General features: G+C 51.0%; 17 protein-coding genes. 4 read left to right on the top strand and 13 right to left on the bottom strand.

Translation table 11 applies throughout. The annotated features are described in order from the left end of the window. Positions 1-2 precede the first annotated feature (2 nt). A complete protein-coding gene (gene cdd / locus TH61_RS02170) occupies positions 3-488 on the bottom strand; it encodes a cytidine deaminase (RefSeq protein ID WP_066505258.1) in 486 nt (161 codons plus the stop codon). A gap of 120 nt (positions 489-608) precedes the next feature. Between cdd and TH61_RS02165 the strand changes: the two genes are divergently transcribed. Both TH61_RS02165 and TH61_RS02160 read left to right on the top strand, forming a co-directional pair. After that, positions 609-1,949 (top strand): saccharopine dehydrogenase C-terminal domain-containing protein, encoded by a 1,341-nt coding sequence (locus TH61_RS02165; RefSeq protein ID WP_066505256.1) that lies wholly within the window; start codon positions 609-611, stop codon positions 1,947-1,949. A gap of 143 nt (positions 1,950-2,092) precedes the next feature. Beyond that, the gene (locus tag TH61_RS02160) at positions 2,093-4,222 is read left to right on the top strand and encodes a glycoside hydrolase family 97 protein (RefSeq protein ID WP_066505254.1); all 2,130 of its coding nucleotides are present in this window, start codon (positions 2,093-2,095) and stop codon (positions 4,220-4,222) included. A gap of 75 nt (positions 4,223-4,297) precedes the next feature. Here TH61_RS02160 and TH61_RS02155 read toward each other — a convergent pair whose 3' ends face one another. The 7 genes from TH61_RS02155 to TH61_RS02125 all read right to left on the bottom strand — a co-directional run bounded on the left by TH61_RS02155 (position 4,298) and on the right by TH61_RS02125 (position 11,720). Beyond that, positions 4,298-6,586, bottom strand: a complete 2,289-nt coding sequence (locus TH61_RS02155; RefSeq protein ID WP_197464083.1) for a family 10 glycosylhydrolase — start codon at positions 6,584-6,586, stop codon at positions 4,298-4,300. A gap of 224 nt (positions 6,587-6,810) precedes the next feature. Beyond that, the gene (locus TH61_RS02150; RefSeq protein WP_066505252.1) at positions 6,811-7,527 is read right to left on the bottom strand and encodes a tRNA1(Val) (adenine(37)-N6)-methyltransferase; all 717 of its coding nucleotides are present in this window, start codon (positions 7,525-7,527) and stop codon (positions 6,811-6,813) included. Positions 7,528-7,725: 198 nt separating this feature from the next. Beyond that, entirely contained in the window at positions 7,726-8,187 is a 462-nt protein-coding gene (gene rnhA / locus TH61_RS02145) for a ribonuclease HI (RefSeq protein WP_066505250.1), read from the bottom strand. Between the two features lie 180 nt (positions 8,188-8,367). Further along, on the bottom strand, positions 8,368-9,192 hold the full coding sequence (locus tag TH61_RS02140; protein ID WP_066505248.1) for a carboxypeptidase-like regulatory domain-containing protein: 825 nt from the start codon (positions 9,190-9,192) through the stop codon (positions 8,368-8,370). An 80-nt stretch (positions 9,193-9,272) separates the two neighbouring features. Beyond that, complete coding sequence (locus TH61_RS02135) at positions 9,273-9,845, bottom strand: MarC family protein (protein ID WP_066505246.1); 573 nt, start codon at positions 9,843-9,845, stop codon at positions 9,273-9,275. A gap of 190 nt (positions 9,846-10,035) precedes the next feature. After that, complete coding sequence (locus tag TH61_RS02130) at positions 10,036-11,103, bottom strand: aminotransferase class V-fold PLP-dependent enzyme (RefSeq protein WP_066505243.1); 1,068 nt, start codon at positions 11,101-11,103, stop codon at positions 10,036-10,038. Positions 11,104-11,261: 158 nt separating this feature from the next. Then, positions 11,262-11,720, bottom strand: a complete 459-nt coding sequence (locus TH61_RS02125) for a type II 3-dehydroquinate dehydratase (RefSeq protein WP_066505241.1) — start codon at positions 11,718-11,720, stop codon at positions 11,262-11,264. Between the two features lie 513 nt (positions 11,721-12,233). Here TH61_RS02125 and xerD point away from each other — a divergent pair. Then, positions 12,234-13,133, top strand: coding sequence for a site-specific tyrosine recombinase XerD (gene xerD, locus TH61_RS02115; protein WP_066505235.1), 900 nt, complete (start codon positions 12,234-12,236; stop codon positions 13,131-13,133). A 109-nt stretch (positions 13,134-13,242) separates the two neighbouring features. Here xerD and TH61_RS02110 read toward each other — a convergent pair whose 3' ends face one another. From TH61_RS02110 to TH61_RS02095, 4 genes are all read right to left on the bottom strand, one after another. After that, the gene (locus TH61_RS02110) at positions 13,243-17,019 is read right to left on the bottom strand and encodes a DUF3857 domain-containing protein (RefSeq protein WP_066505232.1); all 3,777 of its coding nucleotides are present in this window, start codon (positions 17,017-17,019) and stop codon (positions 13,243-13,245) included. A 143-nt stretch (positions 17,020-17,162) separates the two neighbouring features. Next, on the bottom strand, positions 17,163-18,149 hold the full coding sequence (gene meaB / locus TH61_RS02105) for a methylmalonyl Co-A mutase-associated GTPase MeaB (RefSeq protein ID WP_066505229.1): 987 nt from the start codon (positions 18,147-18,149) through the stop codon (positions 17,163-17,165). Positions 18,150-18,243: 94 nt separating this feature from the next. Beyond that, complete coding sequence (locus TH61_RS02100; protein ID WP_066505227.1) at positions 18,244-18,654, bottom strand: DUF1801 domain-containing protein; 411 nt, start codon at positions 18,652-18,654, stop codon at positions 18,244-18,246. An 80-nt stretch (positions 18,655-18,734) separates the two neighbouring features. After that, entirely contained in the window at positions 18,735-19,868 is a 1,134-nt protein-coding gene (locus TH61_RS02095; RefSeq protein WP_231862282.1) for a hypothetical protein, read from the bottom strand. A gap of 344 nt (positions 19,869-20,212) precedes the next feature. Between TH61_RS02095 and TH61_RS02090 the strand changes: the two genes are divergently transcribed. After that, a complete protein-coding gene (locus tag TH61_RS02090; protein ID WP_066505226.1) occupies positions 20,213-20,635 on the top strand; it encodes a hypothetical protein in 423 nt (140 codons plus the stop codon). A gap of 482 nt (positions 20,636-21,117) precedes the next feature. Here the strand turns inward: TH61_RS02090 and scpA are convergent, their stop codons facing one another. Beyond that, positions 21,118-23,250: a methylmalonyl-CoA mutase gene (gene scpA, locus TH61_RS02085; RefSeq protein WP_071887759.1), complete on the bottom strand. Its 2,133-nt coding sequence runs from the start codon at positions 23,248-23,250 to the stop codon at positions 21,118-21,120. Positions 23,251-23,314: the final 64 nt, after the last annotated feature.

The raw sequence follows: 23,314 nt of genomic DNA, 5'->3' as shown, positions 1-23,314 counted from the left end.
GCTTACAGGCTCTCTTTGGAGAAGGAAAATGGCAGTAAATCCAGTGCGGTGGAGAAACGTACTACTTTGCCGTCTTCGGCTTGCATCAATAATTTGATGGGTTTGCCTTGGCGGTTCTGGTACTCGGCCATGACTTGGCGGCAAGCGCCACACGGGCAGGCAGGCAGGTAATGCGACTCATGGCGGCGGCGCGCGGTCACGGCTAAAATCTCAATCTGCTGGTCTGGGAAGTTGGAGCCCACGCCAAACAGCAAGGTGCGCTCAGCGCAGAGCCCAGATGGGTAGGCGGCGTTTTCCTGGTTGGTTCCTTGGTGGGTGGTTCCGTCTGAAAGCAAAAGGGCGGCGCCTACCATAAAGTTGGAGTAGGGGGCGTATGCTTTGTCGGTGGCTTTCTGGGCCAATTGGAGCACTTGTCTCTCTTGAGCGGTGAGGCCTTCTTGGGAAGACACCACTTCATAGGTGATGTTAAGTTGTACTTGTTCGGTCATAAGATGCGTTTTCCGCACGAGCACGTACGGGAGTCAAAGTTAATAAGTTAGCCCGAAAAACCAAGCAGAGGTTGCCTGTCCCGCAGAAAATGCCCATTTTGAAGCCTCATTCCACCTGCTATGAAAAACATTCTGCTGTTGGGAGCCGGTCGGTCGGCTTCAGTGCTCATTGACTACCTCATCTCCAACGCCCCACAAGAAAACTGGCTACTGGCCATAGGCGATGTACGCGTAGACCATTTGTCTAGCTCCGTTTTGACCAACCCCTTGGTGCGTGCTTTTACCTTTGATGTGCATGACGCCGCCCAGCGCGAAGCAGAAGTCAACCAAGCCGATGTGGTCATTTCCATGCTGCCGGCGTTGTTCCATCCCTTGGTGGCCAACACCTGTCTGGAGCAAGCAAAGCATCTGGTGACGGCCTCTTACGTGCCAGAAGACATCAAGCAATTACACACGCAGGCACAAGAGAAAGGCTTAACGTTTTTGATGGAATGCGGCTTGGACCCGGGCATTGACCACATGTCTGCCATGCAGATCATCCATCATTTGCAGGGCCAAGGCGCTACCATAACGTCGTTCAAATCCTTCACCGGCGGGTTGATGGCCCCTGAGTCAGATACCAATCCGTGGCATTACAAATTCACCTGGAACCCGCGCAACGTCATCTTGGCTGGGCAAAGCACTGCTAAATACATGGAGAACGGCAGCTACAAATACATTCCGTATCCCAAGCTCTTTAGCCGCACTGAGGCTTTTCATGTGGAAGGCTACGGCTTCTTTGACGGCTACGCCAACCGAGATTCTTTAGGCTATCGCGAACCCTACGGCTTGCAGGAAATCCCCACCATGCTGCGCGGCACACTCCGCAGACAGGGCTATTGTCAGGCATGGCAAGTACTGGTGCAATTGGGTCTACCAGATGACACGTATTTTCTGGACAATCCGCAGGAAATGACCTACCGCGAACTAGTGGAAAGCTTCTTGCCCGCCGACCATGGAACCGCACCGCTCCGTGATAGAATTGCTGCTTACGTGGGCCTTTCGCCAGACGCCAAGGAACTGGACCTGATTGAATGGGCCGGGCTGTTGGAAGACGAACCTATTGCCATGATCACCGCCACGCCTGCCCAGGCCTTAGAGAAACTGCTTACCCAGAAATGGCAGCTGAGCCCCGGCGACAAAGATATGATCGTGATGCTGCACCTCTTTGAATATGAGCTGGACGGTCAGAAACATAAATTGACATCTTCTCTGGTAGTACTAGGGGATAACGAGGTGCAGACGGCCATGGCCAAGACCGTAGGCCTACCCGTGGGAATTGCCACCAAGCTGTTGTTGCAAGGAAACTTGAAGCAAACCGGGGTGGTAGTGCCGTTGCAGGCAGATCTGTATTCGGCTATTTTACAGGAGTTGCAGGGGTATGGGGTGCAGTTTCAGGAAAAGGTAGAAGCGCTGGACTAAAAGCCGTTTTTGGCCTGTTTTCCAGAAAATAGCCGAATTTAGGAAATCGATTTCCTAGATAGCCGGAAAGATGCCATCTTTAAGAAGTAATTCTAGACAACGTTCTCTTGGCTAGGCTTTATTGGTCTCTAAACCATCCCACTATGCAGAAAATTTTCCTTTCGCTGTGCCTGCTGTTTGTCACGCTGGCCACCCAAGCGCAAACCCTCACCTCCCCCGACAAAAATCTAAACTTCTCCTTTGAAGTGCAGAACGGCGTGCCGTACTACCAACTCAGTTACAAAAACAAGCCAGTCATCAAAACCAGCCGCCTCGGCCTTGAATTGGTGAACAATGCATCTTTGCTGGATGGTTTTACCGTAACCAACACCGAGCAGAAATCTGTGAATGAGACCTGGGACCCCATCCTAGGCGAGCAGAAAACCATCCGGAACAACTACAACGAGCTGCTGGTAACCTTAACCCAGAAAGGGAAGAAGGACCGTTTCATCAAGCTCCGGTTTAGAGTGTTCAATGACGGCCTTGGCTTCAGGTATGAATTCCCGAAGCAGAAGGAGCTGAATTACTTTGTGATCAAGGAAGAACGCACCGAGTTTGCTTTGGCGGGTGACCACAAGATTTTCTGGATGCCGGGGGACTATGACACCAACGAGTACACCTACACCACGTCCAAAGTCTCTGAGATCCCAAGCCTTCAGAAGAAAGCCACCATCCAGATTTCGGCGCAATCGCCTATCAAGAACCCAAGTGTACAGACGCCTTCCATGATGAAGTCCACTGACGGGCTGTATATCAACATCCATGAGGCGGCCTTGATCAACTATCCGGCCATGCACTTGAACGTAGATGCGCAGAACCTGAAAATGAGCGCGCACCTGACGCCAGACGCAGTGGGCAACAAAGGCTACATTCAGACCAATGCCACCTCGCCGTGGCGGACCATTGTGGTGAGTGACAAGGCAGCCAACATCTTAACCTCAAAGCTGATTTTAAATCTCAACGAGCCTACCAAGTATCAGGACGTGTCCTGGATTAAGCCGGTTAAGTACATTGGCGTGTGGTGGGAATATTTTGTGGCCGGCAAGTCTTCGTGGGGTTACAGCACTGAGAACAACACCAAACTCACCGATGACTTTACTAAATACAAGCCCAACGGCCGGCACGGTGCCAACAACGAAAACGTAAAGCGTCACATTGATTTTGCCGCCGAGCATGGATTTGACGCGGTGTTGGTAGAAGGCTGGAACATTGGCTGGGATGACTGGTTTGGCAACTGGAAAGAAGAAGTGTTTGACTTTGTGACGCCGTACCCAGATTTTAACGTGAAAGAATTGCAGGCCTATGCGGCTTCTAAAGGCGTGAAAATCATGATGCACCATGAAACGTCTTCGTCGGCTACCAACTATGAGCGTCGCTTGGACAAAGCCTTCCAGTTCATGGTAGACAATGGTTATAATGCTGTGAAGACCGGCTACGTAGGTTCTATCATTCCGCGCGGTGAGCACCATGACGGCCAATGGATGGTGAACCACTACATTCACGTAGCCAAGACCGCCGCTGACTACAAGATTATGGTCAACAGCCACGAGGCCGTTCGTCCTACCGGTTTGAACCGTACGTTCCCTAACTGGATTGCCCAGGAATCTGCCCGCGGCACCGAGTTTGAGGCCATGGGCGGCTTAGCTCCTGAACATACTACCATTCTGCCGTTCACCCGCTTAATGGGCGGGCCTATGGACTTCACGCCGGGTATCTTCCAGACAGACCTTACGGTTTATGGGCACGGCAACCGCGTCAACACCACGCTGGTGAAGCAACTGGCGTATTACGTGACCATGTACAGCCCGCTGCAAATGGCCGCCGACATGCCTGAAAACTACGCCAAATTCCCAGACGCATTCCAGTTCATTAAAGACGTGGCCGTGGATTGGGATGATACCTATGTGCTGGAGGCTGAACCTGGAGATTACATCACTACTGCCCGTAAAGCCAAAGGCAAAAACGAATGGTACATTGGTGGCATCACGGATGAGAACAAGCGCACGGCCAACATTTCCTTCAGCTTCTTGCCTAAAGGGAAAGACTATATAGCTACTATCTACGCCGATGGCCCAGATGCCAGCTATGACAAAAAGCCACAGAGCTACACCGTGCGCAAAGTGAAGGTGAACTCTAAGAGCATCTTAAAGCAGGGATTGGCCTCAAGCGGTGGTATTGCCGTGAGTGTGAAAGAAGGCAACAACTCTGAGATGAAAAGTTTAAAGAAGCTATAATCTCTAATTCAGAGTAATCAAAAAAGCGACGGCTTCCTGCAAAACAGGAAGCCGTCGCTTTTTTTCTGGTCCTATTTATTCAGCCCGGGTGAGTCTATAGGTGAATACTTTCTTGGCCGTGGTGAGCCGCACGTAAAAAAGCTTGCCAGACCATTGCTCCAGGTTGACTTGGTACTTGTAAAGGTTATTGCCTTTAGCTTTGCCCGTGAACAAGGTGATTAGTTTTACACCGTTGGGGTCATACACTTCTAGATAGGTCTTGGAATTTGCCCGGGGCAACTCAAACTGCACCATCATCTGGTTGGAGTTAGGATAAGGCAGAACCTGAAAATCAACATCTGCCTCCTTCATGGCCGCCGCGTCTACGGCGGTGGCTTGCAAGAACCTGGCGGTGGCTATTCTGGGAATAACTTTAGGAACAGGCAGTACTTCTTCTTCTAAGTGAGAGGGAATGGTAGCAGAGCTTACCAATTCAATGGTCACAACTACTTGGGCAGAAGAGGTGTTGCCGTGCTTGTCTTTGGCCGTGACCGTCACATAGTTCTTGCCAAGGTTAGCCGACGTGAATTCTGATTGAGAAAGACTGAATGTGATTTCCTCTGAAGGCGTGTCATTGTCATGCGTGCCGTCATTGACTTCAAAAGGAATGATGGTAACCGGTCCGTCTTTGAGGCTTCTGGAGATATTCTTTACCAATACCACGGGTCCTGTCTTTTCTGGCGGCGTTATGGACTCAACCGGCTGTACCGGCTGGCCGGTATTCTCAGCAATAGCTACCGTAGTGCCTTGCTCTTGCCCTAAATCCTTTTCCTGCAACTGCTTCTCTAGGTTCTGCACCTGGGCAATGGACGGCATGGAGAAGGTAGCCACATTGGTAGGGGTGCTCTCATTGTGAAAGCGGTCTAAGGCTGTGACCAGGTAATAGTATGGCTTGGTAGCATCTGGAACCTTGTCCGTGAATTTGGTACTGGTACTGATGGCAACTAGGTTCTCGGCATCCGCCCAGTCAATGACGGGCTTTTCTGATCTGTAAATGGCATATTGGCGCACTTTGTCAAATTCGGTTTTGCCCGGTAGGGGGGCTTTCCAGGACAGCACCACCGAGTCTGGCGCCGTGATGGAGACTGTCAAACTCTTGGGCGAAGCGGGCGGAGTATTGTCACGCCAGGGCATGGTAGGGAGCAGGGCCGGTTTCTGGTAGAAATTCTCACGGAGAGAATCCCTGAACCCATGTTTCTGGTTGGCGCTCATGCTGCCCGTGTTGTACATGATTTGGCCGTGGATGTTGGTGTGGCCCGGCTGGCGGTTGAACCGTATCTGGTTAGGAATCTGGGATGGATTGGCCCAATTCACGCCTGAAGCGGGGTCGTTGATCTTATAGCTACCCAAGCCTATGTACATGTGCCGGCCATAGGTGTTGTTGTTCCACCAAGGCACAATCTGGCTGTAATTGGCGCGGGTCTGGCCCATGTACCAATACACCTGCGGCGCCAGATAGTCTATCCAGCCCTCTTTTAGCCATTTTTTGGTATCGGCGTAGAGTTCATTGTAGTGCTCTAAGCCCGCGGTGGGCGTGCCAATGGCAGGATTTAAGCTGTTTCTATAGATGCCAGACGGCGAAATCCCGAACTTGACCCAAGGCTTCACTTTCTTGATGGTAGCGTCCGTTTGTTTGATGAGCAGATTCACGTTGTCACGGCGCCAATCGGCGCGGTTCTGGAAACCGCGTGGGTCTGCCGCATAGGCTGCATCATCATTGAACGTGCCGCTGGGGTAGAAGTAATCGTCAAAGTGAATGCCGTCTACGTCATAGCGCTGCACAATGTCTTGGATAACCGTCTGGATGTAGTTGCGCACGTCCCGCAGGCCAGGGTTGAGCGTACGCAGGTTGCCCGTGGCCATAAGCCATTCTGGGTGTTGCTTAGCTACGTGTTGCGGTGAGAAGCTGGGCAAATTCATGACGTGGCCCACGGCCCTATATGGATTTATCCAGGCATGAAACTCCATGCCGCGCTTGTGGCACTCTTCAATGGCAAACGCCAAGGGATCCCAGACAGGAGCGGGCGCTTTGCCTTGGATTCCGGTTAAATCGGCGGTCCAGGGCTCCAGGCGGCTTTCATAGAGGGCATCGCACTGGCTCCGTATCTGCAAGAAAACGGCGTTGATGCCCGTGCCTTTGTGAGTGTCTAAAATAGCGATTAGTGCCTTTTGCTGTTGAGCTGGGGTTTGGTTGCGCTTGGGCCAGTCAATATTGGCATAGGTGGTCAGCCATACGCCCCTGAACTCGCGTTTGGGCGTGTTTCCGGCTACGGAAGCGGCTATGGATATAGAAAGAAAGAGAAAGCTGAGGAAAAGTCTTTTCATCCCTAGGAAAGGGTTAATCATCCTTCAAAATTAAGGAGAATTTGCCAAAGCCTTTCAGAAAATCGCTCTGGCTCAAAGCATTGTAGAAACGCTATGTTAAGGAAAACGACGCGTGGTTCCGCAGGGCAGGTTTGTTCCCTAAATAAATCAGTAAAAACAGGAGGGACTGTATGAGCCGTCGTTTTTAGCCTAATTTCTGGAAAAGAGCATAAAAACGGCTTCGGCTAGAAAATGAGGTAATACTCTCTCAATAATTCTTGAAACGTGGCCGTGTAAGCATTGTCTTTCTCCCGGACCGGCAATCTGCTTTGCGTGAGCGGAGCGGGTGCTTTGGTATAACTGTGGATGGCGCGCAACAGCTTGCCGCCGGGCGTGGCCTCCAGCCAGAGAATGTGCTGGGTGTGAAAGCCCAATTGATGAGCCTCCTTCTCTAAGACTTTGGCCTCATGAGGCGGCAATAAAATATGCAACTTGCCATCAGGTGCTAGAAACTGCTGAGCAAACTGCAGCAGTTCTGTAAAAGATAGGGTTTCTGTGTGCTTGGCTACGTTCTTGGCCGTGTCTGCAGATTTCAAAGAAGCCTGAAAGAACGGCGGATTGCTGATGATGACATCAAATGGCGCTGGCTTAGTCTCTTGAAAGGCCTGCAGGCTTTGCGCATGTGACGTGATTCTGGAGGCCCAGGGACTTCTCTCAATATTAGACTTCGCCTGTTGGGCCGCGGCTTGGTCAATCTCCACGGCTTCAATCTGCGTTCCTTCTGGCGTGCGCTGGGCCACCATTAGACTCAACAACCCGGTGCCAGCTCCAATATCCAGTATCCGTTTGGCATCTGTTACGTCCACCGAAGCACCTAAAACGCACGAGTCAGTGCACACTTTCATGGCGCACTGGTCCTGTTTGATTAAGAACTGCTTAAACTGGAAATAGTCGTTGGCCACGTTTTAGATGTGAAGATTTGAAAATTTGAGGATGTGCTGATTGAAAAATTATTATTCGTTTTTTGGCCTATTTTTCAGAAAATAAGCCAAAAACAGCATCATTAAGTTGCTTGTAGAGAATTGATTTTAAAATTTAGGAATTCCTACCATTTCCAAATCTGCAAATCTCCACATTTTCACATCTCCAAATTAAAAAGATTAACCTTTGGTTGGATTGGCCTCGAAGCCTTTGTCTGGCGGAAGGTTGGGTTGCAGGGCGGCCGCTACGGCCAGCTCGTCGCAGCGTTCGTTCTCGGGGTGGCCGTTGTGGCCGCGTACCCAAACAAAGCGCACTTGGTGCTGGCGGTAGATCTTGAGGAAGCGTTGCCAAAGGTCGGGGTTGGCTTTGCCGGTGTAGCCTTTCTTCTCCCAGCCAAACACCCACTTCTTCTCCACGGCGTCAATCACGTATTTTGAGTCTGAGTAGACCGTGATGGGAATGCCCGGCTTGGTGATGGACTCTAGGGCCACAATCACGGCCAACAGCTCCATGCGGTTGTTGGTGGTCTTCCTGAACCCTTCACTCATCTCTTTCACATGGCGCCCATAGCGCAGAATCACGCCGTAGCCACCGGGGCCCGGATTGCCTCTGGAGGCACCATCGGTAAAAATCTCAATCAAAACGCGGGAGGTTAGTAAACCCCAAAATTACCACTTAAGCCCGTAGCCTTCCTAATAGGGCAGGGGATTAATTTGCGAACCCTGCCTTCTAGTGATGGTAATATCCTTGAAATGAAAACCTCGTTTTTGGCCTGATTTTCAGAAAACAGACCAAAAACCAGGTTTCTTAACTAGAGGTGTCTATTTCTCTTGACTAACGGTGGCGTTAAAGCCGAGGCCAATGAAAGGGATTCCTTCCCAAGTGCCTTGACTGGCTTTTCTAAAGTAGGTGTCACTGTTAAACATGCCGGCACTAAACCACAAGCCCCCTGCGCCTAGGTCTTTCACTAGCTCTAATGCCAAAAAGGAATCGGATTCCAGATAGATGTTATGCTTGGAAAGGTCAACTGATATGGCATTTCCCACTTCTGGCTTGGCAAGGTTGATGAAGATGGGTTCGCGTAAGAGGTTCTCCTCAGGCCCGTTCTTGCCCATTTTGTAAATGTTGATGCGCAGGAAAAGCGTATCAAACTGATTTCGGGCTACGTTAACGGTGATTTTCTCTACAAAGCTGGGCTTCTTTATTTTCAGGACAGACCCAACTTCACTGCCCAAGCCGTTAATCTTGAAGCCCGCCATCATGGTCTTGGAGTCAGTAGTATTGCCCACCACTTTGGTCTTGTATTCCTTAGGCCGTACCACCACCTCGTTCAAGGAAACTACGTCCTCCTGCAATTGAATGGAAGCCGTCTGGCTCGCAAACTTCTGCTTGAACTCGCTCACTTTCCACTTGACGGGTTTGTACCCAATGGCCGAGAAAAGGATCGTTTCTGAATTGAGGGAGTCATCCAAGGTGAGCGCGAAGGTGCCTTTCACCGAGGTAACCGTGCCTACGTCCTTGCCAATGACGCCAACGTTGACGTATTCCAGCGGTGCGTTTTGCTGGTCCAGGATTTTGCCCTGGAACCGTTGCGCCTGGGCGTAAAAGGAAATCAGAAGCAGGCAAAGGAGGAGAGAATTTTTCATAGGAGTAGGTGCTTGCAGGTTAGATGCAGAACGCCTCCTATAGGTTGCCTGGTCTATATATGAAAAGAAATATTCTTCGGTTAGAACGTGACGTTGGTCTTGAAGAGCTTGATGGCAATGGCCAACAATATCACCCCGAAGACCTTGCGCAAGACCTCGGTGCCGTTCTGCCCTAGTTTGCGCTCCAGCCAATTAGAGCTCTTGAGCACTATGTATACAAACAGCAAGTTGAGCAAAATACCCACCAACACGTTGGGCAGGGCATAGGCTGAGCGCAAAGATAGAAGAGTGGTCATAGTGCCGGCGCCTACAATCAGCGGGAAGGCCAGTGGCACGATGGAACCGGTTTTCACCTCTGGGTTGGAATGAAACAGGTGAATGCCCAAGACCATCTCCATGCCCATCAAGAAGATAATGATGGCACCGGCAATGGCAAAAGAGGCAAAGTCAATCCCGAAGAGCTTTAAAATACCATCCCCTACAAACAGAAACACAATCATGAGCACGCCTGCCACCAGCGTGGCCTTCTCTGACTGAATCACGCCTTCGCGCTGACGCAACTGGATGATGATGGGAATAGAGCCCAGGATATCTATGATGGCAAACAGAATCAGGCTAACAGAAACTATCTCTTTAAAACTGAAGCTAATCATAGGAGGGCAGAGGTTTGACGCAAAAATTATGGCGCAAAGCTAGTGATTTTCATAGAAAGCAGGGGCATGCCTCTGCGCACAGGTTTTAATAGAATTCTGCTTATTAGGACAAAGACTAAAAGGATTGATATTGCAGAGTTCCCCGTTTTTGGCCTGTTTTCTCAGAATCAGGCCAAAAACGAAAAATTTTCTAGGCCGGGTACTGCGCCCTGAAGAAGTTGAGCAAGGTGTCATACTCGCTGTCTTCTATGGCCGGGAAGTTGGCAATCCTAAAGGTGTTCTTGGCCCAGGCGCCGTAGCCGTTGCCCAGCGTGATGCCGTGCGTGAGCGCCACGCGTTTCAGTTCCTGCACTTTTTTATCAGGGGCTTGCAGGGTTAGGACGGTTTGGGAACGGACCTCGGGGTTTTCTACCAGCAGACGCACGTCGCCGGGCATTTCCTCAAAGAAGGCATACAAATCATGCGCACGCTTAACTAGGTGCTGGTCTACCTGTTTGATGAGGGGCAGTTGCTCCAGCATTTGGCGCATGAGGTACAAGTCCAATACATTGGGCGTGTGGCCAGTCTGATAGTTGAGCATCTTTTCATACAGAAACACCAAACTGTTATAGTGCTTCCGGTCGTTCAATGCCTTGGCGCGTTGCAAGGTGCGCGGAGAGCAAACCAACACGCTTAAACCGGCTGGCAAGCCGAAGCACTTCTGTACCGAGGCAAACCAGATATCTGCGCGTATAAACTTGAGGTTCAAGCCAGCCATGCTAGAGGTGGCATCCACGGCCAGCAAAGGATCCTTGAACTGGTTCTGCAGTTTCAAGAGTGTCTCCATGCTCACCTGTGTACCATTAGAGGTCTCGGTCTGGGTCACGCAAATCAAATCGGTGTCATCTTCTACCGGAATATTGGGCACGTCCAGCAGGTCATTCACGCCAAAGGATTGGCCGTAGCTGTCGGGGCGCAGGCGCTTGGTGTACTGGCACCATTTCTCCCCGAAGGCCCCATTATACAAATGCAGGCTTTTGTGAGGCGTCAGGCTCTGGGAGATGATTTCCCAGCACTCGGTGGCCGAGGAGGTGAAGAACAGGTAATAGTCCTGGGGGATGTTGAGCTTCTTTCTGAGCAGTCCCACCAAGTCGCGCATCATGAGCACAAAGCGCTCACTGCGATGCGGAATGCTGAGAATGCCCTCGTCATAGGCCATGGTGAGGTAGTCCCGCACTTGGGGGTAGACTTTTGAGGGCCCAGGATAAAAATTGAGCATGAGGGAAATAGGTATAGGAGGTTGTTTTGGGAATTCGCGCAGAGTAGGAGCCCAGGGCCCGTTTGTACACAAGGACTTCCGTTTTTGGCTTGTTTTACAGAAAACAGGCCAAAAACGAAGCCAGCAGAAATCACCTACACGGTAAAAACGCCCGCTGGTTACGCCTTCTTGTAATTAAATCCCACTTTTGAAGGCTTCAGACGCTCAAAGTATTGTAAGGCAAGCCGATAACTTTCCAACCCGAATCCACTGATGCTTCCCACGGCTCTCCCGCCAATATATGTGACTTGGCGGGCGGCCTCCCGGGCGAATACATTGGAAATGTGCACCTCTACCACCGGGGTCTCAATGGCGGCAATAGTATCCATTAACGCTAGAGAGGTGTGCGTGTACGCTCCGGCATTGAACACAATGCCCTGATAATGGTAGCCTACCTCCTGCAGTTTATCTATGAGCACGCCCTCCACATTTGACTGAAAGTACTCCAGTTCCATGTCTGGGAAAGCCGGCAACAGGTCCTTCTCATAGTAGTCTTCAAAGGAGCGCGAGCCGTAGATGCTTTTCTCACGTTTGCCCAGCAGGTTGAGGTTAGGGCCGTTGAGGATTAATATTTTCATAGGTAGAAATCTGTAGGGAAAACACGCAAAGGTAAGTAAGGTACAGAATCTTTCTGGTACCCAAATGCTTGGTTTTGTTGGAAGTTAAAAGACTTCTAGTAAGGTGGTCTTACTTAATGATGCAGCGTTTGTCAAAGAACGTAAACCGTCTTTTGTCATTCCTAGCAAGCATCTCCATGGTTTGATGTATTAAAACAGAAAGAAAATATTCATTATTTCTATGTAGGCATGGGGGTAAGGCGCTATTAGGTTGTCTTAAGAGTGAGAGATGGTGCGTGACTACCAAGTAGTTGGCCTCTTTAGCCATGGTCTTTCTCTCTGCCCAGCCAAACTCCCCGCGAGTTTCCACGAAATAAAAACTGCAGTTCCATTAGGAGAAAGTCTGCTAAGGGCTGTAATTTTGACAATAGACATTGGTTGTGGACGTTTGTCTCTGGAAGAGAGGCTCTACCAGCCAATTGTATATAAACCATAGGAGGGTGATAGCCCGCTTTACATTCCATTCTATCCCCCATGAATTGGTCATTAGGTTTAAAACAGTTTCAAGAGTACCTGCAGATAGAAAAGTCGCTGTCCGGCAATTCTGTGGAGGCCTACGTGCGCGATGCTAAGAAGCTGGTTCAGTATTTTGAAATCACGCAGCAGAAGGTAGGCCCGCTAGAGGTACAGCCCATCCACTTACACGGTTTTTTGGAGTGGATCAATGCGCTGGGCATGACGTCCCACTCGCAGGCGCGCACACTCTCCGGCATCAGGGCGTTCTATAAGTTTCTCATCATGGAAGATTTGCTCCACGCAGACCCCATGGAGACCATTGAGGCGCCCAAGCTCCAACGCAAACTCCCAGACACCCTAAGCTATGATGAGATTGTCATGCTCTTTGAGGCCGTAGACGTGAGCACCCCAGAAGGCACCCGCAACAAAGCCATGCTGGAAACCCTCTACAGCTCTGGCCTCCGCGTCTCAGAGTTGATTGAGCTCAAGCTGAGTAATTTGTATGAGGATTTAGGGTTTGTTCGCGTGACCGGTAAAGGCAACAAAGAGCGTCTGGTGCCCATTGGCCGCGATGCCTTGAAGTACATTAGGCTCTACATTGAAGGAGTGCGCCGCCACCAGACCATCAAGAAAGGGCAGGAGGATTTCATCTTCTTGAATCGCCGGGGCTCCAGCCTGACCCGTGTCATGGTGTTCAACATCATAAAGGACCTGAGCGCCAAGGTGGGCATGCAGAAAAGCATCAGCCCGCATACGTTTAGGCACTCCTTTGCCACGCACCTCATTGAAGGCGGAGCCGACCTGCGCGCCGTGCAGGAGATGCTGGGCCATGAGTCCATCACCACCACCGAGATTTACACCCACCTGGACCGTGATTACCTCAAGCAGGTCATTCATGAGTTCCATCCAAGAAGCTAGTTTAAAGTGAAGGCTAACGCCAGTTTTGGCTTGTTTTCTGTAAAATAGCCTAAAAACAGAACGCCCCGCAGAAGTTTTCTGCGGGGCGTTCTGTTTAAAAAAAGAGCCGTTATTTCAGGGCCAGTTGTTTGGCGTCAGCAGCGATCACTTTTTTGTAGAATTCTTCAAACGCAGCCATTTGCTGCGGTTCAATGATATCCTTGGTAAAGCGAAGCTCGCGGGTGAAGACTAGTTGGTTGTTTACCTTCTTGCATGTTAAGGAGTACTCCGCAACGGGGCAGCTCAGTTTCACTGGCAGTGGCATTTCGGCTAACACTTTCTTGTCTGGCAAGGTCATGGTAATAGTGGCGCGGTCATGGTCTGCGTACAATGACTGTGACAAGTCTACCGGCGTGGTGCGGGTTTCATTGAACGTGAAGTCTTGCGCAGAGGCCTTGTTGAACCATGGAAGGGAGAATAAAGACATGCCGCCTACCTGCGTCACCATGTCCGTTGCCTGGTATGCAATATGGCTCTTAACAGTGTCTTGCGTGCCCTCCAGCCCTTTGAAAGAGAGTTTGGTCAGCTTAAAGCCGGTCAAAACAGAACCAAAAGACTCATGAATCATCTTTTCGCGTTCTTTCTGGCTGGCGTCCCGGTAGCGCTGCTTGGCGTCGGCGGCCATGGCGCCGGTTCTGTAATAGTCTTCTTCAACAGAAATATTGCTGCCTACCAGTTTCACCGTAGACTTCCGGTCAATGATGTTTAGTGGACGGTTGCCCGGGTTCAAGTGCGTCAATGTACGGCTGGCAGGAGCCTTTCCGTCACCAATCTCTAATATGCCAGATTGTAGCATGCTCTGGTGGAAACTACCGAAGGGCAAGAAGTTAGAAGTCAACTCCACATAAGTTTCCTTGCCAGGCAGCGTCACCTTGGCGATGCAGTGGTTGAAATCAATGGAAGGCAAGGTAAGGTCATGCAAACCATTGTCCCGGGTGTTGACCAGCACCAATTGCGCCGGTACACCTGCTTCTTGGCACATAGCCACAAACAGGGTAGACACGTCTTTGCAATCACCAATCTTGGTGTTCAACACATCTGCGGGCTTCTGCGGGATTAACCCACTCTGCCTAAATGAAATGGAGCTGTACGTGATGTTAGAAGTAATGTATTCATAGATGGATCTGGCTTTCTGGATAGGCGTCAGGTTCTTTTTATCAGCGAACAACTCCTCTACCGCCTGCTTCACTTCAAAGTCTGGGCGAGCCTTGGAAGAGGCCAGGTCTGCGTACCAGCTAGAGATGAAATTCCAGTCTGGGAAAGAGGAAAGGTACAGCGTCTGGCCCACATCCGCGAGCACCGGCATCTTGTCCTCGCTCTTTAACCCGGCGTGGTTTTTCTGTTCCCAGACATATAGCTTGAACTCATCTGAGGCCTGCACTTTGGGCTCAAGCGTGCCTTGGGTCATTTTGTGCTGGAATTTGGTTTCAGGGTCTACCAACAGGCTGTACCGGGTGGTTTGGTACGGCAAGAAATGGCTGAAGAACTGACGATCCCAGAAGTAAGGTGCCAGTTTACCCTTCAAATGGTTCTCCAGTTTATAGCTAATGTGGATGGCATCGCCGGGTTCCAGGTTGGTGAATACCAATTGGTCATCATTGCTTTCAGCGGGTACTTTGCTGCCGTTCTGCTTCACCACTTCAGATTTCTCCACAATCAGACGTTGCATGTTGTGGTAAGAAACGCCGTATTCTTTCCAGTCTTCTACACCCTTTTGGTTGAATACTTTCACCACCACGGTGCGTTTTTCTTCAGAGGCTCCTCCTTTGTATACTACTTTCTGCACATCGTCTAACAGAATAAGGCTGTTGTCTTCTGGGAAGGCGGCGGCTTTGGGCGCGTTTTTAATGAGGGCGTACACATCATTCTGCGGGAAATAGCTGAACACTTCTTTTTTGTTCTCCAGCTGGCGCAGTTTTCTCAGGCTCTCATAATCTGTAGGGTCTAGTTGTACCGCTTTTTGGATAGCCTGCAATGCCTCTGCCTTTTTCTGTTGTGCCTCAAAGGTTTTGGCCAAGTCTGCCCAATAGGTGCCAATGTACGGGGAGATTTGCAGAACCTTGCGGTAAGACTCTTCGGCCATCTTGTAGTTCTGGGCCTGGTAGTAAATGTTGCCTAGCGTATGTTGTATACCCACAGATACAGGCTCCTCTACCATATATTGCTGGTACAATTTTATACCGTCTGTGATGTCTCCCTTGTCAAAATAAAGCGAAGCCAGTTTCTGAGAGGTAGGGTATGATCGGTTTTCTTTGAGGTACTTCTTGAGCACGTTGGCCGCATTGGTCTGGCTTTTGTTGACGTTCTTCTCAATGGTGTATTTAAGGTCCATGAAGGCCGCGCTCTGCGGATAGGCAGCGTACCCTTTCTCCGCTAAGGAAAGTACCTCATTGTATTGCTTTTGATTGGAAAGCACCTGAATGCGCCTGGCCAGAATTTCCTCGGTTTGACCTTGGGCCTTTTCCATCTGGTCTACCAACGCTAGGGCCTGCGTGTAGTTTTCTTTCTCAATTTCATCCTGGTAATTCAAGCTAAGGGCGAAAGGAAGCTCAGGGTCATGCTCTTTTAGCCACTCCAAGGCTGTTGCCAAGGACGTGCGGTTGCTCTCCCGTTGGTAGGCATCAATCAGGCACATGGTCAGGTAGCTGTTGGTAGGCACCATCTTCTGTACCTGGCGATATACGCGGCGGGCGTCTGCGGTTTTGTCATTGCGCAGGTACGTCTGAGCCAGCAACAGTTGCGGCAATACTTGTTGCGGCTGTTGTTTTATTATGGCTTTGAAAAACTCTTCATAAGACAAAGGAAGCGGCGTGGGCATTTCTCCCTTGTCTGCGGTGTAAGCCTGGGCAGTGGCAGTAGCAGTAAGGCCTGGCAAGGGTTGGCCTTTGTCATCTGTAAGACGTGCCATGAAGTTAGAGCGCTCAGCGTAACTTTCACCTATCTGCACCAAAATACGGTTATGCCCTTGCTTAAGTGTTACTGGGGTAAGGTAGGTGTCCAAGTCATTGTTGCGTTCTATGTCATCTGCATATACCAGGCGGTCATTCACCCAGGCCTTGATAGAGCCAGAAACACCTAGTCTAAGTTGAGCTTGCTGCTCTTTGGGGCTGTTTACAAACGTCTGGGCAAATAAGATGGCATCATCTGAATAGAAATGGTAGGTGAAGTCAATCCATTTGTTGTTGCGGGTGCCGGGCAGGGCAAACCAAGAGATAGGCGCCCCGTGTTTGTTTACAAAGCTGGCATTGGCTTGTGGATGCCCCAGCGGACCAAACTCCTTGCTGAACCCGCTGCCAGACATGTTCTCAAACTCGCCTACTACCTGCCACTTGTCTAAAGCGCCAATTAGGGCGTACATCTGGTTGGCCGTAGCTATCTGGTTGCTATTCTCATAGTGGTTTCCAAGCGAGGAATAGGCCATGGCCTTTAGGGTCCCATCGGCCAAGGGGTCTGTGGTGAGTTTTTTCAAGAAGGCTACCTGAGCCGCGGTCTTCTTTCCGCTTCCTTCCATTAAGGAAGGGGTAGACCACAAGGCATACACATACGGATATGGGTTGTTAGAAGCCTGAAAGAACTGCTGGAATTCAGCGAAAGCCTCCGTTGAAGGCCTATCCAAAGCGGCCAGCATGGAAAGTCCTAAGTGGGCCTCTGCGTTGTAAGAAGATTCTAGACTTGCTTTTTTGAATAACTCCCGAGCCTCGGCGCGTTTGTTTTCATGAAATTTGGTCCAAGCTTCTTCAAGAGGAGAAGGAGCGGTAGAGGCTAATGCCGGGAAAGCAGGTAAAAGGTACACCAGTAGCAAAAGGAGAGCTGTCCACCGGCGTAGTTGGGAAGAACGCAACTGCATAATAAAGGGTTAGAGGTTTTAGCCCTTTAATTACATAAGAATCTAGAAAGTAAGCAGCCAGAGAAAATATTATTTGAAAATATCTACTGATTCTGGCGTTTTCGGCCTGTTTTCCAGGGAATAGGCCGAAAACGGCGCTTCTTTTACGCGTGCGCTGAATTGAGCAATTCTTCGGCGGCGGCAAACGGTGATTTCTGGCCTTCTACCACCTGCTGGGCAATGCGGTCCCATTGGGCCATGACCAAAGGATGCTGATAGAAGCGCTCTTCTAAACTCTGCCGGATGCTGTGCTTAAGCCAGTGCAGGTTCTGGTCTTTTCTGCGCTGGGTAAAGTAGCCGTTGCCCTGGGTGAGCTGCACGTAGTCCATCACAGATTCCCAGAGCGGGGCTAGACCGGTTTTCTCATAGGCAGAGCAGACGGTCACGCGCGGACTCCATTTAGAAGCGCCCAGCGGAAAAAGATGCAAGGCGCCCTGGTACTCAGCCTGTGCGCTGGTGGCTGGGTGCAGGTTGGCGCCGTCGGCCTTGGTGATGGCCACGGCGTCGGCCATTTCCATAATGCCTTTCTTGATGCCTTGCAGTTCATCGCCGGCGCCTGCTAGCATAAGCAATAAAAAGAAGTCTACCATCTCATGCACTGCGGTCTCAGACTGGCCCACGCCCACGGTCTCCACAAAGATGACGTCAAAGCCGGCGGCCTCACAAAGAAGAATGCTCTCGCGGGTACTGCGTGCCACGCCGCCCAGGGTTTTGCCGGCCGGCGAAGGTCTGATGTAGGCAGATGGGTTGGCGGCCAATGTTTCCATGCGGGTCTTGTCGCCTAAGATGCTTCCGCCGGTGCGCTGGCTGGTGGGGTCTATGGCCAGCACCGCCAGTTTCTTGCCGTGCTGTTCTAACAGGTAATTCCCGAAGGCTTCAATAAAAGTGCTTTTACCCACGCCCGGCACGCCCGTAATCCCCACTCTTACAGACTTACCCGCATACGGCAAGATCTGTTCCATGACTTGATGGGCCAAGGTTTGGTCTGAGGGCAGGGTGCTTTCTACCAGTGTGATGGCTCTACTCAGCAGCACGCGGTTGCCGGCCAACACGCCTTGGGCATACTCTTCTGGGGTGAATCTTTTGGGCACTCGTTTTTGGGCTATTTTCTGGAAACTACGCTAAAAGTACGAAGAAGCCGCAAAATGACTTTACAAATTCAAAGACGCTAGGGGAGTTGTAAGGCTAATGCGCGACAGCTCTGCGTTTGCACAAGGTCTGTTGCGAGGGTTTCAACTCATTGTAGAGAATGGCTTCCTGCAACAATTCCCGCAAACCGGCTTCTGGAAAGGGTTGACCTGAGTGGAAGAAGACTTTTCTGATTTGTTTGGTGTCAGGCTCTGCGAAGAGTCCTTGCGCATTGCTCAGGTGCATTCCCTTGACAAAACCCAAGTAGGCAGACCCAGTTTTGGTAGTGCTCATGTAACACAACTGGCCCAGGTAATAATAGAAAGGACACTTGTATATGAATCGCTCCTCTACCTGCGGGGCCGCTTGCAGAATGAAACGCCTGAGACGCTGAAGCAAGGGCTGCAACTCACTTTCTTGGTGCTGAATATAGGCCGACACCTGCGGTGAAAATACCAGAGTTTCCATGCCTGAAAAGTACCTAATTAATTGCTGATTGCTTATTGTTGGTTGTTGAAAAAGACCAGAATCAACAATTAACAATCAAGTTACTGTTTCTGGACTACCTGGCCGGTGGTGGGCAGAATGTTCTGGAAATAGAAGCCCGGAAAGTTAGGCAGGCCCAGTTCGCTTTTCTGATTGCCCAAGCTTACGCCCGCATCTTTGTAGTTACACTCCTTACCCAGTTTGTTAGGTTCTTGGATGACGCCCAGCCAGTTGTTACCGCTTCGAGCCACGTAAATGCGGCCGTCAGGGCCCAGTTGTAGGGCGCCAATCTTCCGGCTCATGCTCTTGGCCACCTGCTGACCAGAAAGCTTAATAGCTTCTGCATTTCCAGCCGCTAAATTAAATTGGAAGATGCGCGCCTCGCCACCCGAAAGGCCGTTTTTAGCGCCGTACAGTTTAAATCCGTCAGAAGAGAACTCCACGCCGTAGGCTTCGTCAAACCTTCCCAAATCCAAGGCATTGGACACCACGCCGGTAACTCTGTCAAAATCAAACAATTCTATTTTATTCACGGCTGCCCAAGTAGCCATGGCTAGCTTATCACCAGCCGGAGAGGCTTTCAGGTAGCCAATGGCGGCGCCGTCATCGCCGGCGTGCATGCTGCCCAAGCGGCTTTCTACCGGGGTAAAGGTGAGGCCATTGGAGGTGAGCAAATAAGCATAGAAGGCACTGCTGTTCCAACGGTGGGTGATGATCCAGTAATCGCGGCCGTTCTCATGGCGCACGGCCGTCAGTTTCTCGGCAACGGGCGCAAAGATGAGGTTGTTCTTAGTGACCACTTCGCCCAGGCCACCGTTCTTGCTCATGTCTACCATGTGGTATTGCAAGCCATGGCTCATGCCCTGAAAATCGGTGGTGAAGAGATAATAGATAGAAGAGGAGCCAGGCCTAGGCAGAATAAGTGCCGCCTGGGTAGAAGACTCGTGGCCTTTGAGCTCATCGCCGTTGGCCATCAGTTCGCCGGTGCGGTTCCAGACGCGCATGCCGTTGCTGTAAAACAAAAGGTTTCCACGGGCGTCTGAAGCGGTGGCAGCGCCTTCCTCGCTAAACAGGTTGCCACCTTTCACGGCTTTGGGCGCGCCGTCGGCAAAGGAGAGCGCGGCGTTTCTTCCGAAGTACCAAAAAGTAGCCTCTTTCTGCGCCTGGGCCGCCACAGAAACTAACCAGAAGGGCATTAGCAGGAAAATCGTCTTCAATGTCTTCATCATCCACAGAACAAATTGTCTACCCCCAAGAATTCAAAGATTGAGCCAAAACTTCTCAAGCTCCTTACTAATAAACGCCGAAACCCAACTCTAGTACATACTTGCCCAGATTTAAACCGATGACTTTGAATAAATACTGTAAAATAGAATGAAAGGAAGATGAGACTAGTATACTGCCCAGAAAAGCCTTATCTTTCATTATCTTAGCTACCCACGCTTGCGCACCGCCGCCGGGTAGTTTCTAAAATGGGTTAAAGCTGTTGGACGAAAGACTAAGATGGATTGCCTTTTGGTCACCTAACACGCTCACCCCCATGAAAAAAGTACTTAAAAACGCCTTAGGGCGGGTTTTTCTCACTGTTGAATACAATGAGAAGGCCAACTGGGTCTATAACAACTGGATAGGCTACCAGTCATTTGATAGCATCGTGTCTGGTGCCAACGCCTGCGCCGAGGTCCTCAGCCAGCACAACTGCTCCTTCCTGCTCAATGACAACCGCCAAATCATTGGCCCATGGAACCACGCCGTAGAATGGATTGCCACCGATTGGACACCCAGAGCCATTGCCGCTGGTCTGCGCTATTTTGCACACGTGGTAGACACAGACTCCCTGGCTAAACTGTCTAGTGAGGAAATGAAACAGACCGCCGACGGGTTTGAGATGCAGATCTTCGGGGATATAGAAGAGGCCACCGCTTGGTTAGCTGCCCATCAACAAGTAACCCAGCAAGCGTAGCCTTCGGCATTCAGTTAATATCGTTACTGAAGGATAGAGAAATTTGATCCTGAATACTGCTGAATAGACGTGTTTTTGATGTGAAAGCTTAGACTCTGCAGGGAGGCTCTTTTACTGAGGGTGTGTCTGCTTTCGGCTAGGTGGGTGGCACAACTCAAAATGAGCAGCCCGGTTATCACACAAATGATCAACTTCTTCATAAAGGGCAGGCAGGTTGGGTTTGTTTATAAAGTTGCCCAATCTTCCTTCTAATTCACAGGAAGGAAATCCCAATCCGTAACTTGTACAATCTTGCCAATTTGTTGATTACTGACGGTCCAACGTCTTTTAGCTGTTTTAAGACAAGGCCGTTTAAGAAAGTTGTGCCAGTTTGGTAACGGCAACTTTCTTATTGGTTTAAAAAGAGAACTCCCGTTTTTGGCTTGTTTCCTTGAAAAGAGGCTAAAAACGGGAGTTCAATATTCTCCTGAGAAGGGAGGATTTTACGCCTTCAACAGCTTTTCCAGAATCTCCTGCGCGGCTACGCTAATCACGGTGCCCGGCCCGAACACGCCAGACACACCTGCGTCAAACAGGAACTGGTAATCTTGCGCCGGAATCACCCCGCCCGCAATGACCATGATGTCCTCGCGGCCCAGCTTTTTCAACTCAGCAATCAGAGAAGGGATTAATGTTTTGTGGCCGGCGGCCAGACTGCTCACGCCTACCACGTGCACGTCGTTCTCGGCGGCTTGCAGGGCTACTTCTTCTGGGGTCTGGAATAACGGGCCCAGGTCCACGTCAAAGCCCAAATCCGCGAAAGAGGTGGCGATGACTTTGGAGCCGCGGTCGTGGCCGTCCTGGCCCATTTTGGCCACCATGATTCTTGGTCGGCGACCTTCCTGCAAGGCAAATTTATCGGCTAGCGCCTGGGCCTTCCCGAAGTTCTCATCGTCTGAAATCTCTGAACTGTACACGCCTGATATTGCTCTAATGGTGGCCTTGTGACGGCCGTACACTTTTTCTAGGGCATAGGAAATCTCGCCCAGGCTGCAACGCACGCGGGCGGCCTGTACAGCCAACTCCAGCAGATTGCCTTCCCCGGTCTCGGCGGCGTTGGTCAAGGCATCCATGGCAGCGAAGACAGCGGCATCATCCCGGTTCTCACGCAGATTGGCCAATCTAGTCAGCTGGGACTCGCGCACGGCGGTGTTGTCAATGTCCAGAATCTCCAACTGCTCCTCAGACTCTGGCTTGAACTTGTTCACGCCCACAATCACGTCTTTGCCGGCGTCAATGCGCGCCTGCTTTCTAGCCGCGGCTTCTTCAATGCGCATCTTCGGCAGGCCGGTTTCAATGGCTTTTGCCATTCCGCCCAATCGTTCCACTTCCTGAATCAAGTCCCAGGCGCGGTGAGCGAGCTGGTGGGTGAGGGCCTCTACGTAATACGAGCCGCCCCACGGGTCCACGGTCTTGGTGATGTGCGTTTCCTGTTGCAGGTAAATTTGGGTGTTGCGGGCAATCCGCGCCGAAAAGTCGGTGGGCAGGGCAATGGCTTCGTCCAAGGCGTTTGTGTGCAGACTCTGTGTTCCGCCTAGGGCGGCGGCCAAAGCTTCCACGGTGGTGCGGGCCACGTTGTTAAACGGGTCCTGCTCCGTCAGGCTCCATCCAGAGGTTTGGCAGTGCGTGCGCAGGGCCAGGGACTTATCGCTCTTCGGGTTGAACTGCTTGATGAGCTTGGCCCACAGCATACGGGCGGCACGCATCTTGGCAATCTCCATGAAGTGATTCATGCCAATGGCCCAGAAGAAGGACAAGCGCGGCGCGAAGGTGTCAATGTCCATGCCCGCGGCTAGGCCGGTCCGCACGTATTCCAGACCGTCTGCCAAGGTGTAGGCCAGCTCCAAATCTGCCGTGGCCCCGGCTTCCTGCATGTGGTAGCCCGAGATGGAGATGGAGTTGAACTTGGGCATGTGCTGGGAGGTGTAGGCGAAGATATCGGCGATAATCTTCATGCTGGGTTCCGGCGGATAAATGTAGGTGTTGCGCACCATGAACTCCTTCAGGATGTCGTTCTGGATGGTGCCGCTCAACTGCTCAGGCTTTACGCCCTGTTCCTCAGCGGCCACAATGTAAAAGGCCAAAATGGGCAACACCGCGCCGTTCATGGTCATGGACACGCTCATTTGGTCCAAAGGAATCTGGTCGAACAGAATCTTCATGTCCAGAATGGAGTCAATGGCCACGCCTGCTTTGCCCACATCGCCTACCACGCGTGGGTGGTCAGAGTCATAGCCTCTGTGGGTGGCCAAGTCAAACGCCACCGAGAGACCTTTCTGCCCAGCCGCCAGATTGCGGCGGTAGAAGGCATTGGATTCCTCGGCGGTGCTGAAGCCGGCGTACTGCCTAATGGTCCATGGGTTCTTCACGTACATGGTGCTGTACGGACCGCGCAAATACGGCGGCAGCCCGGCGGCAAAGTCCAGGTGCTCAAAGGCCTGCGTGTCTTCCTTGGTGTAGAAGTTCTGCAAGGGCAAGCGCTCCGCAGTCTTCCAGGTCTTGGCTTCCGTTTTTGGCTTGTTTTGGCCAGAACTGCCCGAAAACGTAAATGGTATCTTGGTGAAATCTGGTTTCATGTTTTTAAGACGTAAGACATATGACTTTTATAGCTCGTACATCTGGTTTCTATTCTTGGTATCA

The sequence above is a fragment of the Rufibacter sp. DG15C genome (assembly GCF_001577755.1).
Lineage (GTDB): Bacteria > Bacteroidota > Bacteroidia > Cytophagales > Hymenobacteraceae > Nibribacter.
This window is presented reverse-complemented; position numbering and strand designations above follow the sequence as displayed.